At 68.0% G+C, this 13,483-nt stretch carries 13 protein-coding genes and 1 pseudogene; 6 read left to right on the top strand and 8 right to left on the bottom strand.

Annotated elements, in window-relative coordinates:
• The 3 genes from groEL to ACFE77_RS02780 all read right to left on the bottom strand — a co-directional run.
• Positions 1 to 851: chaperonin GroEL (groEL, locus tag ACFE77_RS02790; RefSeq protein WP_375420100.1), on the bottom strand; the 851-nt coding region annotated here is incomplete at its 3' end.
• Between the two features lie 93 nt (positions 852 to 944).
• On the bottom strand, positions 945 to 1,232 hold the full coding sequence (gene groES / locus ACFE77_RS02785) for a co-chaperone GroES (protein ID WP_374944494.1): 288 nt from the start codon (positions 1,230 to 1,232) through the stop codon (positions 945 to 947).
• A gap of 123 nt (positions 1,233 to 1,355) precedes the next feature.
• A complete protein-coding gene (locus ACFE77_RS02780; protein ID WP_375420099.1) occupies positions 1,356 to 2,765 on the bottom strand; it encodes an MATE family efflux transporter in 1,410 nt (469 codons plus the stop codon).
• Between the two features lie 416 nt (positions 2,766 to 3,181).
• Between ACFE77_RS02780 and sppA the strand changes: the two genes are divergently transcribed.
• On the top strand, positions 3,182 to 5,059 hold the full coding sequence (gene sppA, locus ACFE77_RS02775) for a signal peptide peptidase SppA (protein ID WP_375420098.1): 1,878 nt from the start codon (positions 3,182 to 3,184) through the stop codon (positions 5,057 to 5,059).
• Positions 5,056 to 5,652: a GNAT family N-acetyltransferase gene (locus ACFE77_RS02770; RefSeq protein ID WP_375420097.1), complete on the top strand. Its 597-nt coding sequence runs from the start codon at positions 5,056 to 5,058 to the stop codon at positions 5,650 to 5,652. The genes sppA and ACFE77_RS02770 overlap by 4 nt, the downstream gene beginning before the upstream one ends.
• On the opposite strand, the gene ACFE77_RS02765 is transcribed toward ACFE77_RS02770, so the two are convergent.
• Positions 5,649 to 6,278: a trimeric intracellular cation channel family protein gene (locus ACFE77_RS02765; protein ID WP_375420096.1), complete on the bottom strand. Its 630-nt coding sequence runs from the start codon at positions 6,276 to 6,278 to the stop codon at positions 5,649 to 5,651. The two genes, ACFE77_RS02770 and ACFE77_RS02765, sit on opposite strands and share 4 nt — an antisense overlap.
• 140 nt (positions 6,279 to 6,418) lie before the next feature.
• Here ACFE77_RS02765 and ychF point away from each other — a divergent pair, with 140 nt between their 5' ends.
• From ychF to ACFE77_RS02750, 3 genes and pseudogenes are all read left to right on the top strand, one after another.
• Positions 6,419 to 7,519, top strand: coding sequence for a redox-regulated ATPase YchF (gene ychF / locus ACFE77_RS02760; protein WP_375420095.1), 1,101 nt, complete (start codon positions 6,419 to 6,421; stop codon positions 7,517 to 7,519).
• 215 nt (positions 7,520 to 7,734) lie between these two features.
• A complete protein-coding gene (locus ACFE77_RS02755; RefSeq protein ID WP_375420094.1) occupies positions 7,735 to 9,042 on the top strand; it encodes an ectonucleotide pyrophosphatase/phosphodiesterase in 1,308 nt (435 codons plus the stop codon).
• A gap of 10 nt (positions 9,043 to 9,052) precedes the next feature.
• A pseudogene (locus ACFE77_RS02750) lies at positions 9,053 to 9,493 on the top strand (MaoC family dehydratase); the annotation flags it as partial.
• Between the two features lie 88 nt (positions 9,494 to 9,581).
• On the opposite strand, the gene ACFE77_RS02745 reads toward ACFE77_RS02750, so the two are convergent.
• From ACFE77_RS02745 to phhA, 3 genes are all read right to left on the bottom strand, one after another.
• On the bottom strand, positions 9,582 to 10,256 hold the full coding sequence (locus ACFE77_RS02745; protein WP_375420093.1) for a hypothetical protein: 675 nt from the start codon (positions 10,254 to 10,256) through the stop codon (positions 9,582 to 9,584).
• Positions 10,257 to 10,661: 405 nt separating this feature from the next.
• The gene (locus tag ACFE77_RS02740; protein ID WP_375420092.1) at positions 10,662 to 11,366 is read right to left on the bottom strand and encodes a murein L,D-transpeptidase catalytic domain family protein; all 705 of its coding nucleotides are present in this window, start codon (positions 11,364 to 11,366) and stop codon (positions 10,662 to 10,664) included.
• Between the two features lie 159 nt (positions 11,367 to 11,525).
• A complete protein-coding gene (gene phhA, locus ACFE77_RS02735) occupies positions 11,526 to 12,395 on the bottom strand; it encodes a phenylalanine 4-monooxygenase (protein WP_375420091.1) in 870 nt (289 codons plus the stop codon).
• A 25-nt stretch (positions 12,396 to 12,420) separates the two neighbouring features.
• Here phhA and ACFE77_RS02730 point away from each other — a divergent pair, with 25 nt between their 5' ends.
• A complete protein-coding gene (locus ACFE77_RS02730; RefSeq protein WP_375420090.1) occupies positions 12,421 to 13,107 on the top strand; it encodes a TIGR02117 family protein in 687 nt (228 codons plus the stop codon).
• On the opposite strand, the gene ACFE77_RS02725 is transcribed toward ACFE77_RS02730, so the two are convergent.
• Positions 13,104 to 13,388 (bottom strand): hypothetical protein, encoded by a 285-nt coding sequence (locus ACFE77_RS02725; protein WP_375420089.1) that lies wholly within the window; start codon positions 13,386 to 13,388, stop codon positions 13,104 to 13,106. The genes ACFE77_RS02730 and ACFE77_RS02725 overlap by 4 nt on opposite strands.
• Between the last annotated feature and the right edge of the window lie 95 nt (positions 13,389 to 13,483).

The following is a 13,483-nucleotide window of genomic DNA, read 5'->3' as shown; positions in this document are numbered from 1 at the left end:
CGATCGCCGAAGCCCGGTGCCTTGACCGCTGCGACCTTCAGGCCGCCGCGCAGCTTGTTGACGACGAGCGTGGCCAGAGCCTCGCCCTCGATGTCCTCGGCGATGATCAGCAGCGGGCGACCCGACTGGACGACCGCTTCCAGGATCGGGAGCATCGCCTGCAGGTTGCTGAGCTTCTTCTCGTGGATCAGGATGTACGGATCGTTGAGTTCGACCGTCATCTTCTCCGGGTTGGTGATGAAGTAGGGCGACAGATAGCCGCGATCGAACTGCATGCCCTCGACGACGTCGAGCTCGAACTCGAGACCCTTCGCTTCCTCGACGGTGATCACGCCTTCCTTGCCGACCTTCTCCATCGCTTCGGCGATCTTCTCGCCGACGACGGTGTCGCCATTGGCCGAGATGATGCCGACCTGCGCCACTTCACGCGTTCCGGCGACGGGCTTGGAGCGCGACTTGATGTCCTCGACGACCTTGATCACGGCCAGATCGATGCCGCGCTTCAGGTCCATCGGGTTCATGCCCGCTGCGACCGACTTCATGCCCTCGCGGACGATGGCCTGGGCCAGCACGGTCGCGGTGGTGGTGCCGTCGCCGGCGATGTCATTGGTCTTCGAGGCCACTTCGCGCAGCATCTGCGCGCCCATGTTCTCGAACTTGTCCTTCAGCTCGATCTCCTTGGCGACGGTGACGCCGTCCTTGGTGATGCGCGGTGCGCCGAAGCTCTTGTCAATGACAACGTTGCGGCCCTTAGGCCCCAGGGTCACCTTCACCGCGTCGGCGAGGATGTCGACGCCGCGCAGGATGCGCTCACGGGCGTCGCGGCTGAACTTCACGTCTTTGGCTGCCATTTTGGCTACCCTTTCAGTCTGGATGGTTCGAAGAGAAAAGTCACAAGAGTCACACCCTCACGCGCACGCGCGGGGGGCAACCCGAGCAGGAGGTCAGCCGACGATCCCGAGGATGTCGGATTCCTTCATGATCAACAGGTCTTCGCCGTCGACCTTGACCTCGGTGCCCGACCACTTGCCGAACAGGATCTTGTCGCCGGCCTTCACCTCGAGCGGGTGGACCTCACCGCTTTCCGAACGCGCACCGGTGCCGGCGGCGACGACTTCGCCTTCCTGCGGCTTTTCCTTGGCGGTGTCGGGGATGATGATCCCGCCGGCGGTCTTCTCTTCAGCCTCTACGCGGCGGACGAGGACGCGGTCGTGCAACGGACGAAAGTTCATGGTTGCCATGTCCCTTTACAGTGTTTGTGACAGATTTCTGGCACTCGAACGAGTCGAGTGCCAACACGACGCATATGTGGAGCGTCCATGGCGGCGTCAATGCCCCGCCGATAAATTCGGCGTTCAGCCGAGCGCGGGGATGAGACCGAGCGAGTCGCGGCGGTTCCAGCGCCACAGCAGCAGCACCGATACCGCCGCGAGACCTGCGGCAAGGCCGATCCAGATGCCGAAGCCCTGCCAGCGCAGCCCGAAGCCGAGCAGGATGGCGGTGCCGAAGCCGATCACCCAATAACCGAACGCGGCGATGATCATCGGCATGCGCGTGTCCTGAAGCCCGCGCAGCACCCCGGCCGCGACCGCCTGCGCGCCGTCGAACAACTGGAAGAACGCCGCGATCACGAGATATTGCAGGGCCAGCACGACGAGGCGGGCATTCTCCGGCGCATCGGGATCGACATAGATCGAGATGAACGCGCGCGGGAACAGCACCAGCAGCGACGCGGTCACCGCCATGAAGCCGATGCCGCCCGCCAGCGCTACCCAGCCGGCGCGCGCGATCCAGACGCGGTCGCGCGCGCCATAGGCCATGCCGACCCGGATCGTCGCCGCCTGCGCGACCCCAAACGGCACCTGGAACGCGACCGCCGCGATCTGGAGCGCGATCGCATGCGCGGCGACTTCGGTGACGCCGATCAGGCCCATCAGGAAACCCGCGCTGCTGAACAAGGCGCCTTCGAAGGTCATCGTCAGCGCGATGGGGATGCCGAGCCGCGCGATCTCACGCATCCGCGACCATTCGGTGCGCCACCATTTGCCGAACAATCGGTAGCGCCGCATCCGCCGGTCGAGCACCAACACCGCGGCATAGGCGGCGAGCATCGCGAGATTGGTGACGACGTTCGCGATCGCGGACCCTTCGAGGCCGAGCGCGGGGAAGCCGCCATGGCCGAACACCAGCAACCAGTTGCAGAGCAGATTGATGCCGAGCGCCGCGGCGGTGATCGCGGTCGCCCAGCCCGGCCGGCCGAGCGCCGAGGCGGTGACGCGCATCACCCCCGACGCGGTCGCGGGGATCATCGCGAGCACGAGGATGTCGAGGAACGCCCCCGCCCGTGCCGCGACCACCGGATCCTGATCCGCGAGCAGCATCAGCCGCTCGCCGTTGAGGAGCAGGACGATGAACGGCAGGCTGGCGACCACCGACAGCCACATCGCCATCCGGAACGAGCGCCGCACCTGTCGCACCGCGTGACGGCGCCCGCCGAGTTCGGCCGCGATCACCGGCGCGCATGCCCCGGTCAGCCCGATCAGCGCCCACATGATGACGGAGTAGAGATACACGCCGAGGGTCGCCGCGGCGAGTTCGGTGGTGCCGAGCCGCGCGACGAAGATCACGTCGGTCGCATAGATCGCCATGTGCAGCAGATTCGCCACCACCAGCGGCGTCGCCAGCGCGATCAGCGCACGCATCTCCGCCCCCGCGGTCGCAGGTGCGGCGCCGCCGAGCGGCTGGGAAGTGGCGAGCGCGACCATCGGGCGCTGTTAGGGGGTCGGGGGCGGAAGGTGAAGCGTGTTGGGGGGCATGGGCTTCGCTTCCCCTTCTCGTTCCCCGGCGGAGGCCGGGGCCCAGTCGCGGAGGTGGAGGTAATTGAGGGTAGCGTGTCGTCACGATTGTCTCCGACCTGGGCCCCGGCCTCCGCCGGGGAACGAAGATTGCCGAGCATTCGCAAGGATGCGGGCATCTGATGGTCTGTCGCCCCCCCGTGTCCCCGCGAAGGCGAGGACCCAGTACTGGGCTCTCGCCTTCGCGGGAGCACAAGCTCTGGGCAGGCGGCTCACCTCCCCACCGCCCCACCCCGGTACGACACCGTATTATCCGCCCAATACAGGGCATTTACGCGCCTTCGTGGTTCAGCTACCTCGGGACGTCATTCGATGAGGAGCTGCGCGTGAGGCTGTTACGGGGTGCATGGAAGCTCCTGGTCGGGATCAAGGACGGGCTCGTGCTGATCGCGATGCTCCTGTTCTTCGGGCTGCTGTTCGTCGCGCTGAACGCGCGTCCGGGGATGGCGCCGATCGCGCCAGGCGCACTGGTGCTCGATCTCGATGGGTCGATCGTCGAACAGCCTGCCGAGCAGGCGGCGCTCGCGACCTTGTCGGGCCGTAGCGCGCCGCGCGAGTTCCGCGCGCGCGATGTGTTGCGCGCGATCCAGGCGGCGAAGACCGATGCCCGCGTGAAGGCGCTGGTGCTCGATCTCGACAGCTTCGGCGGCGCCTATCCGGCGACGCTCAACGAGATCGCGGCCGCGATCGGCGATGTCCGCGCGAGCGGCAAGCCGGTGCTGGCCTATGCGACGTCCTATACCGATGGCGGCTATCGCCTCGCCGCGAACGCCAGCGAGATCTGGATGAACCCCTTGGGCGGCACGCTGTTCACCGGGCCGGGCGGCAACCAGCTCTACTACAAGGGCCTGATCGACAAGCTGGGGATCAACACCCACGTCTATCGAGTCGGCAAGTTCAAGTCGTTCATCGAGCCCTTCATCCGCACTGACCAGAGCCCGGACGCGGAGGCGGCTGCCAAGGCGCTGAACGGCGCGCTGCTCGGCCAGTGGCAGGAGGCGATCGCCAAGGCCCGGCCAAAGGCGCAGGTGGCGCAGTTCCTCGCGGCGCCCGACAAGATCATCCTCGCCACCAACGGCAACATCGCGCAGGCGAACCTCACCTCCGGGCTGGTCGACAAGCTCGGCGACCGTGCCGCGTTCGGCCGCCGCGTCGCGCAGCTTGCGGGCATCGACACCGCGAAGCCGACGGTGCCGTTCAGCACGATCAAGTACGACGCCTATCTGCAGGCCAACCCGCTGCCGACCGCGGGCAGCGCGATCGGCGTGGTCACGGTCGCGGGATCGATCATGGACGGCGAAGGTGGCCCGGGAACCGCCTATGGCACCACGATCGCGAAGGCGATCGCGCGCGGGCTGGCGACCAAGAACCTGAAGGCGCTGGTGGTGCGGGTCGATTCGCCCGGCGGCTCGGTGCTCGCGTCGGAGGAGATCCGGGTCGCGATCCTGGAGGCGAAGAAGAAGGGTCTGCCGATCGTCGTGTCGATGGGCGGATTGGCGGCGTCGGGCGGCTATTGGGTGTCGACCCCGGCGGACGTGATCTTCGCCGAACCGTCGACGATCACCGGATCGATCGGCATCTTCGGGGTCGTGCCGTCTTTCGAGAAGACCCTCGCCAAGATCGGCGTGACCACCGACGGGGTGAAGACGACGCCGTTGTCGGGCCAGCCCGACATCGCCGGCGGGCTCGATCCGATGATCGACACGATCCTGCAATCGGGCATCGAGAACGGCTATCGCCAGTTCATCGCCCGGGTCGCGGAATCGCGGCGGATGACGCCTGCGCGGGTCAACGAGATCGCACAGGGACGGGTCTGGGACGGCGGCACCGCGCGGCAGATCGGGCTGGTCGACCGGTTCGGGACGCTCGACGACGCGGTGACCGAAGCGGCACGGCGCGCCAAGCTCGACCGCGCCTCGGTCCATGTCGAATATCTCGAGAAGAAGCCGGGCTGGGCCGAACAGCTGGTCAGCGCCTATGCCGATCGCGAGGATGACGAGAATGCGGGCGGCGGCGACGTGTTCGCGCGGATCGCGACCCAGCAGCGCGCCATGCTCGCGCGGGCGCTGGGCGACGTGCGGATGCTGGCGACGGGCGGGTCGATCCAGGCGCGGTGCCTGGAGTGCGGCGGGATGGGACCGATCGAGACCAGCGCGGCGGATGCGAGCCTGCTCGACCTGTTCCTGGCGAAGGTCGGCCTTTGAACGCTCTTAGCAGCGGCGGCGGGAGCGGGGGCGCGATCGGCATCCGTGCGGCGACGCCCGAGGATGCGGCGGCGATCGCGGCGATCTACGCGCCGCACGTGCTGGTCGGGACCGCGTCGTTCGAGACCGAGGCGCCCGATGCGCGGCAGATGCGGACGCGGATGGCGGCGTCCGAGGGGCTGTACCCGTGGCTGGTCGCGACGATCGGCAGCGAGACCGGCGGGGTGCTCGGCTATGCCTATGCAACGCGGTTCCACGCACGCGAGGCGTATCGGTGGACGGTGGAGGCGACGATCTACGTCGCCGACGTCGCGCAGCGGCAGGGCGCGGGGCGGCTGTTGTACGAGGCGCTGATCGACACGCTGCGCGCGCAGGGCTTCACCCAGGCGATCGGCCGGATCGCGCTGCCCAACGAAGGCTCGATCGCGCTCCACGAACAGGTCGGGTTCCGCCGCGCGGGGGTGTACCGCGAGGTGGGATACAAGCACGGTCGGTGGATCGACGTCGGCACCTGGCAATGCGAGCTGAACGAAGCGTCGGTGCCGCCGGAAGAGCCGAAACGCTTCGCCGATGTCGGCGTGGTGCGGGGCTAACGCCTTCCCCGATAGGCGGGCAGCGCGAGGTGGTAGCGCAATGCGGCAGCCCGCAGCGCGAAGCCCGCGGTCGCGGCCGTCGTGGCGGCGATCACCCCCGGCACGCCGAACAGCACCAGCGCGACATAGCTTGCGGAGGATAGCGCGGCAGCGGTGACGTAGAGTTCCGGACGCATCAAGATCGACGGCTCACCCGCCAGCACGTCGCGGATGATTCCGCCGACGCACGCGGTGACCACGCCCATCAGCGCGGCCGGCACCGGCGGGATGCCGTAGCCGAGCGCCTTGGTCGCGCCGTACACCGCATAGGCGGCGAGCCCGACCGCGTCGAACCAGTCGAGCGCCTCGCCCCGCCACCAGCGCTCCGGCGTGATCCAGATCACCAGCGCGACGATCAGGCACACCGACGCCGCGCGCGCGTCATGCACCCAGAATACCGGCGCATCGATCAACAAGTCGCGCACGGTGCCGCCGCCGACCCCGGTGATCAGCGCGAAGAAGGTGAGCGTCACCAGCGTCTGCCCGCGCTTCGCCGCCGCCAGCGCACCCGACGCGGCGAACACCGCCAGCCCGGCGAGATCGAGCCACGGCGCGAAGGCGGGCAGCAGGGCGATCGGCGGCAGCATCCGCCCGCCTATGCGCAAGCGTCGCGGCGGCGTCTACCGCGCGGCAGTGTCGGACTTGCTGGCAATCGTCGGCGGGCTTCTCTATCGGCACCGGCTCGACCCGCGCGGTAACCCGCGGGAGCACCAACAAAGGATCTGTGATGGGTTTCCGCTGCGGCATCGTCGGCCTGCCCAATGTCGGCAAGTCGACGCTCTTCAACGCGCTCACCGAAACGGCGGCGGCGCAGGCGGCCAATTATCCGTTCTGCACGATCGAGCCCAATGTCGGCAACGTCGCGGTGCCCGACCCGCGGCTCGACAAGCTCGCCGCGATCGCCGGATCGGCCAAGATCGTCGAGACGCAGCTGGCGTTCGTCGACATCGCCGGGCTGGTCCGCGGCGCCAGCAAGGGCGAAGGGCTCGGCAACCAGTTCCTCGGCAACATCCGCGAGGTCGACGCGATCGTCCATGTGCTGCGCTGCTTCGAGGACGGCGACGTCACTCATGTCGAGGGCAAGGTCGATCCGATCGCGGATGCGGAAACGGTCGAGACCGAGCTGATGCTGTCCGACCTGGAAAGCCTGGAAAAGCGCGTCCCCAACCTCGTCAAGAAGGGCCAGCAGGGCGACAAGGAGGCGAAGATCGGCGCCGCGGTGCTCGGCCAGGCGCTCGAGCTGCTGCGCGAGGGCAAACCGGCACGGCTGACGGTGCCGAAGGACGAGGAAGAGGCACGCATCTTCGCGCAGGCGCAGCTGCTCACCGCGAAGCCGGTGCTCTACGTCTGCAACGTCGACGAGCGCGACGCCGCCAACGGCAATGCGCTGTCGGCGAAGGTGTTCGCCAAGGCCGCCGCCGAGGGCGCGGAGGCGGTGGTCGTCTCCGCCGCGATCGAGGCGGAGATCGCGACGATGCCGCCCGAGGAGCGCGGCGAGTTCCTCGGCGAGCTGGGGCTCGAGGAGACCGGGCTCGCGCGGGTGATCCGGGCGGGATACAAGCTGCTGCACCTGCTGACCTTCTTCACGGTCGGCCCGAAGGAAGCCCGCGCCTGGACCGTCGAGGTCGGCGCGCGCGCCCCGCAGGCGGCGGGAGAAATCCACACCGACTTCGAACGTGGCTTCATCCGCGCCGAAACGATCGCGTTCGACGACTATGTCGCGCTCGGCGGAGAGAGCGGCGCGCGGGACGCGGGCAAGCTGCGCCAGGAGGGCAAGGAATATGTCGTCCATGACGGCGACGTGATGCTGTTCCGGTTCAACGTCTGACAGGGTCGGGGCGCTCCCGGCATTCGGCACCACCCCGGCGAAGGCCGGGGCCCAGTGGCGGTGGTGGTGGTAACGGAGCGCTGTCGTTCACCATTAGCGTCTCTCGACTGGGCCCCGGCCTTCGCCGGGGTGGTAGAGAGTGCTGGAGGCGTCCATGCGATTGCGCCGGCTTGGCGTGCGCTGTAGCGGGGGCAGTGACGAGCGAGGATCGGATGATGCGCAGCGGGATGTTGTTTGCGATCGCGGGCGCACTCGGCCTTGCGGGATGCGCCTACCCCTATCCCCCGCCTGCGCTCGCGCCGGTGACCGTGCCCGCCCCCGCCCTGCCCGCGGCTCCCCTGGAAGCCACCCAGGCGGCCGCCCCGGTCACGATCCTGGTGTCGATCGACGGCTTCCGGCCCGACTATCTCGATCGCGGCGTCACGCCGAACCTCGATCGGCTAAAGACCGCGGGCATATCCGCGGCGATGCGGCCGTCGTTTCCCTCGGTCACCTTCCCGAATCACTGGACGCTCGTCACCGGGATGCGTCCGGACCGGAGCGGCATCGTCGGGAACCGGATGGAGGATGCCCGACGTCCCGGCGAAGTCTTCACGATGCAGACCGACGACCCGTTCTGGTGGAGCGACGCGGAGCCGATCTGGGCAACCGCTGAGAAGATGGGGATCCGCACCGCGACGATGTTCTGGCCGGGCGCGAACGTCGCGATCGGTGGCACGCGGGCGACGAGCGGCCATCATGCGGTCAGCGGCGGTACGCGGCCGAGCGACTGGCAGCAATATAACGAGGCGGTGACCGGCGAGCAGCGGGTCGCCACGGTGATCGACTGGCTGCGACGTCCCGCCGCCACGCGCCCGCGGCTGATCACCCTGTATTTCGACATCGTCGATACCGCAGGCCACGATGGCGGACCCGCCGATCCACGGACCACGGCGGCGGTCGCCAAGGTCGATGCGCAGATCGGCGCGCTGGTCGCCGGGCTCGCCGAGATCGGCCAGCCCGCGAACATCGTCGTCGTCGCGGATCATGGCATGGCGGCGACCAGCAGCAGCCGCACCGTCGCGCTCGCGGACCTTGCCGATCCCGCCGATCTGCGCACGATAGAGACCGGCCCCGTCGCCAGCATCGTGCCGTTGCCCGGCCGCGAAGACGCCGTCGCACGCCGCCTGCTGCGCCCGCACGACCACGTCCAATGCTGGCGCAAGGCGGCGATGCCCGCCCGTTTCCATTATGGCCGCAACCCGCGCGTCGCGCCCTTCGTCTGCCTTGCGGAGACGGGCTGGCTGATCGTCGCGACGCCGCCGACCGCACCGTTCAGCGGCGGCGCGCACGGCTATGATCCCGCCGACCCGGCGATGGCGGCGCTGTTCCTCGCCAGCGGGCCGGCGTTCGTCGGCGGCAAGCGACTGGCAAGCTTCGACAATGTCGATGTCGCGCCCTTGCTGCGCGACCTGATCGGGCTTCCCCCCGGGCGCGATCTCGACGGCGACGACGCGCCGTTCCGCGCCGTCCTCAAGCGATAGCGGCCGAGCGATGCAATATTTCGAGGATATCGTGGTCGGCGCGACCGCCAGCTTCGGCGCCTATCCGGTAACGCGCGACGAGGTCGTCGCCTTTGCCGAGAAGTTCGACCCGCAGCCCTTCCATTTGTCCGACGACGCCGCCGCGCAGACTCATTTCGGTCGGCTGTCGGCCAGCGGCTGGCACACCGCGGCGATTACGATGTCGATGTTCGTCGAGCATCTGAAGGAGAACCGCCAGGCCGGGCTCGGCTCGCCGGGGCTCGACGAGCTGAGATGGCTCAAGCCGGTCTATCCCGGCGATACGCTCCACTGCGAGACCGAGGTGCTGGAGAAGCGGGCGTCCGCCAGCCGGCCGGAGATGGGGATCTTCAAGAGCCGGATGACGGTGCGGAACCAGGACGGCGTGACGGTGATGACGTTCGTGTCGAACGGGCTGGTCGCGACGCGCCCGCCCGAGAGATGCGCGTCGCGCGGCCCTGATCTCGGATCGATGGGTCTTCGACCAAAGTTGTGGTGGCGAAAAGTCGCCACCACCTGCCCTATTGCTGCGGGTTGCCGCCCCGCCCGCGCCAGCCGCGTGACTGGCCGTCGCCGCGCGGCGCGCGCGGAGTGAAGCCACGGTTCTCCGTCCGCGGGGTGAAGGTGCGGCCTTCGGTACGCGGGGTGAAGGTGCGGCCCTCTGCGCGCGGGGTGCCGTCGACACGCGGCGTGAAGGTACGCGTCTGCCCCGGCGCGACGCCGTCGCGACGATCGCCGCGACCGCGATAATATTGCCCGCGGTCGCCGCGGTTCTGGACACCATTGCCGTCGCGGCCGTTCCAGGTGCCGCGATAGGCGCCACGGTCAGGACGGTTCACGCCGCGATCGAAGCCGTTCCAGTTGCGGTCGCCGCGATATGACCCGCGATTGCGCTCCCAATAGCGGCGCTGGCCGTCGTTCCAGCGAAAGGGGCGCCGATAGCGATCGTAGACGTAGATCCCGGCACCCGGATAGTAATAGTCGCCGTACCAGCCGAACGGGCTCGAGCCGAGGCCGCCATAGCCCGCGCCGTAATAACCGTTGCCGAAGCCGCCGTCGTAATAGCCGTCGTCATAGCCATAGCCCGACGCGTAGCCGACGTTGACGCCGCTATAGCCATAGCCGTTGGTGCAGCCGGCCGCACCGATACCGAGGCCGATGACGAGGCTGGCCAGGCCAAGACGCTTGAGGAACATCGTAGATCTCCCACACTCACGGAGACGGCAGGATACGCGCCGTTGGTCCTAGAACGAGGACGCGTTATCCGCGGTTCCGTGTGAATGGCGGCTGAGCGGCGAGTGTCCCGGTGCGGGATGCTGGTGCTTGCGGGCTAATTGCCGGCCGGGGGCGGTCACACGATCGTCGACTGCGCGGGACGCTCGCGCGGCGGGAAGAAGAAGAGTGGTTCACGCGGAGGCGCGAAGGGCGCGGAGGTGTTCCGTACGGGGCAGCGTATCCTATCCGTTCGGTGCGGTGGGATCGGGAGCAGCTTTGCTGCTCGGTGGGCTACCCATCTAAGCGACATTCACCGTCGTCAGCGTCTCAACGCGCCCATTCGCTTATCGTGTGTCAACCGGCAGGGCAGCATCGGATCCCGGGACTCAGACTTTCGCCGAATAGATCATCCGCCCGCTGCCGAGCAGCGCGAAGACCTTGTCGAGGTCTCGTTCGCCGACCGCGAAACAGCCCTGGCTGCGGCCAAGCATGCCGTGCGACTGGATCATGTCCTTGTTCGCATACCAGGCCGAATGGACCACGATGTTGCGACCGAACGCGTTGCAGTTCGATGCATCGAGCCCGATCAGGCGCTGCGACGAACCGTGCTTGCCGACATAATAATCGGCCGTGACGAACGCGCCCTGGCTGGTCGCGTTGGAGCCGAATTCATTGGAGAACAGCTTCAGGAAACCGGTGTGCGCCGGGTCCGACCCGCTGCCATGGGCCACCAGGAAGGAGTGGCTCTCGCCGCCACGCAGATCGACGATGTGGAAACGCGGCTGCGACGACGGCGCGTCCATGTCCGCGATCGCGATCCGGTCGTGGCGCGCGATCCGGCCGCGGTGGCGGTCGAGCGAGGCCAGCGCCTGGCGCAGCAGATCGGGACGAACGACCTTGGACGACGTCTGGATCGGCGCGATCGGCGGCGCGGGCGGCACCGGCGGCTCCGCGACCGGCTTCAGATCGCGCTGCGTCAGCATCCGGCCCGATGCGGCGACCGCGTTCGGGATCGCCAGAGCCGCGGTCAGCAGCGCGGCGTTCTTCAGGATAGCGCGGCGATCGCGCGTCATGTCACGCATCTCTTGCATCGATCTGGATCAGCTCCGTTGTTGCGCGGCACCCGATATAGCATCGATGAGGTAAAATTTCCGTAAGGTTTCCGGCAGTTGAGCGCGCCGTGTCCACGGCTCGCCTCGAACGTGGCACGAATGTTGCTGCTGTCGCCAGCCCACGGGAAGCGAGTCGCGTCAGGCCGCACCGCGCCGGGCGTGCGCCTGAGTCCCGTGAGACAGCACGATATCGTCGGACTGGACGACCCCGACCGAAATGTCCGGCTGCGCCTTCAAGGCCTCGTACAGCGGCGCGAAGTCGCTCTCCACCGTCACCCGCAGCAGTTCGTCGAAGCTCGGGATGACGAAGTAGTTCTGCTGGAAATCGTCGATCCGGTAATCGGTCCGCATCACCCGCGCGATATCGAACGCGATCCGGTTCGGGCTGGGATCGTCCAGCGCGAAGCGGCTCTCCGCATAGCTCGACACGATCCCCGACCCGTAGATCCGCAGGCCTTCGGGCTCGGCGATCAGCCCGAACTCGACCGTGTACCAATAGAGCCGCCCGAGATATTTGAGCGCATCGAGCCCCAGCGCGCGCTGCCCGCCACGGCCGTACGCGGCGAGATAGTCGGCGAACACCGGATCCGCGAGCATCGGCACGTGCCCGAACACGTCGTGGAAGACGTCGGGCTCCTGCAGGTAGTCGAGCTGGTCCGGACGGCGGATGAAATTACCCGCGACGAAGCGGCGGTTCGCCATGTGATCGAAGAACACGTCGTCGGGCACCAGCCCCGGCACCGCGACGACCTGCCACCCGGTCAGCGCCATCAGCCGGTCCGAAAGCTCCGCGAAGTCGGGGATGCCGGGCTTGGACAGCTTGAGCACGTCGAGCCCGCGCAGCCACGCGTTCGACGCGCGCCCGGGAAGCAACTTGGCCTGGCGCGCGAACAGCGTGTCCCAGGTCGCGTGTTCCTCGGGCGTGTAGTGCTGCCAATCCTGCGCCACGGTCCAGTCGCCCGCGATGCCGGGGGGCGGAGCGTCGACGACATGTGTTTCCTGGTTCATGCCGCTGTTCTAGCATGACGCCCGGATGACCGAAATGCCGGACAATACCTACCCCAAGGGCCGCAGGATCGTCGCGATAAGCGTCGGCGGAGTGCTGTCGATCGCGGTCGGCTATGCCACGGCGGGGCTGATCGGCGGCGTCGTTCCCAGCAACGCCGCGTGGCGCCCGCCCGAGCGCGGCGTGCGCATCTTCGTCGAAACGAACGGCATCCATGTCGGGCTGCTGATGCCGAAGCTCGCCGCGGGCGTCGACTGGCGCGGCTGGGCACCCGCGCGCGACCTGGCCGATCCGCGCTATGCCCGGCTCGATCACGTTGCGATCGGCTGGGGCGAACACGCCTTCTTCCTCGAAACCCCGACATGGTCGTCGGTGAAGCCGAGCACGATCGTCGCCGCCGCGATCGGCAGCGATCGTACGCTGATGCACGTCGAACACGTCGCAGCACCGGCGCCGGGCGACGCCGCGGTCCACGCGATCGTCCTGCGTCCCGCGGAATATCGCCGCCTCGCCGCCTATGTGCAGGCGAGCTTCGCCCCGCAACGCAGCGCCTATCGCGGCTATGCGGGCTACGACGCCTTCTACACCGCACGCGGGCATTACAGCGCGATCCGCACCTGCAACGCCTGGACTGGGGACGCGCTACGCTATGCCGGCGTCCGCATCGGCCGCTGGACGCCCTTCCCGGTCACGGTGATGCGCTGGTTCGACTAATCGTCCTGCCCGGCGCGATAGCCGTCATACTCGCCGCACTTCTCCGAATCCTTCCGGCAAGCCTCCGCGGCTTTCTTGCGCTCGCGCCCCTCGCGCTCCTCCTGCTTGCGCATCTTCTTGCCGTAGTTGCGGTCGGCTTCGGACTGGCTGGTCGTCGTCCAGTCGATTGCCTTGCCGGTTGCCTTCACCGGCAGCGTCGCGACGTCCCACGCGGTCTGCGCGATGCAGCCGCCGGTGGCGATCGGCAGCAACGACACCAGCACATATCCCAAGCGACGCATACGACACCCTCCACGGTTCCACGCGCCTCTCTACACCGATGTGGCGATCGGCGGAAACCATGTCCGCCGCGCGCGTTAGGGTAGCTCAAGCCAAA

The sequence above is a fragment of the uncultured Sphingomonas sp. genome (assembly GCF_964243315.1).
Taxonomy (GTDB): domain Bacteria; phylum Pseudomonadota; class Alphaproteobacteria; order Sphingomonadales; family Sphingomonadaceae; genus Sphingomonas.
Note: the sequence above shows the minus strand (reverse complement) of the source record. Positions and strands in the feature narration are given on the sequence as shown.

Excerpts from the sequence above, each read along its gene's own strand:
- ACFE77_RS02755 (WP_375420094.1), top strand. The coding sequence starts at position 7,735 with ATGCGCAGCGGGATGTTGTTTGCGATCGCGGGCGCACTCGGCCTTGCG.
- phhA (WP_375420091.1), bottom strand. The coding sequence starts at position 12,395 with ATGAACCAGGAAACACATGTCGTCGACGCTCCGCCCCCCGGCATCGCG.
- ACFE77_RS02780 (WP_375420099.1), bottom strand. The coding sequence starts at position 2,765 with ATGGTCGCGCTCGCCACTTCCCAGCCGCTCGGCGGCGCCGCACCTGCG.
- ACFE77_RS02745 (WP_375420093.1), bottom strand. The coding sequence starts at position 10,256 with ATGTTCCTCAAGCGTCTTGGCCTGGCCAGCCTCGTCATCGGCCTCGGT.
- ychF (WP_375420095.1), top strand. The coding sequence starts at position 6,419 with ATGGGTTTCCGCTGCGGCATCGTCGGCCTGCCCAATGTCGGCAAGTCG.
- ACFE77_RS02765 (WP_375420096.1), bottom strand. The coding sequence starts at position 6,278 with ATGCTGCCGCCGATCGCCCTGCTGCCCGCCTTCGCGCCGTGGCTCGAT.
- ACFE77_RS02730 (WP_375420090.1), top strand. The coding sequence starts at position 12,421 with ATGACCGAAATGCCGGACAATACCTACCCCAAGGGCCGCAGGATCGTC.
- ACFE77_RS02725 (WP_375420089.1), bottom strand. The coding sequence starts at position 13,388 with ATGCGTCGCTTGGGATATGTGCTGGTGTCGTTGCTGCCGATCGCCACC.
- ACFE77_RS02740 (WP_375420092.1), bottom strand. The coding sequence starts at position 11,366 with ATGCAAGAGATGCGTGACATGACGCGCGATCGCCGCGCTATCCTGAAG.
- groES (WP_374944494.1), bottom strand. The coding sequence starts at position 1,232 with ATGAACTTTCGTCCGTTGCACGACCGCGTCCTCGTCCGCCGCGTAGAG.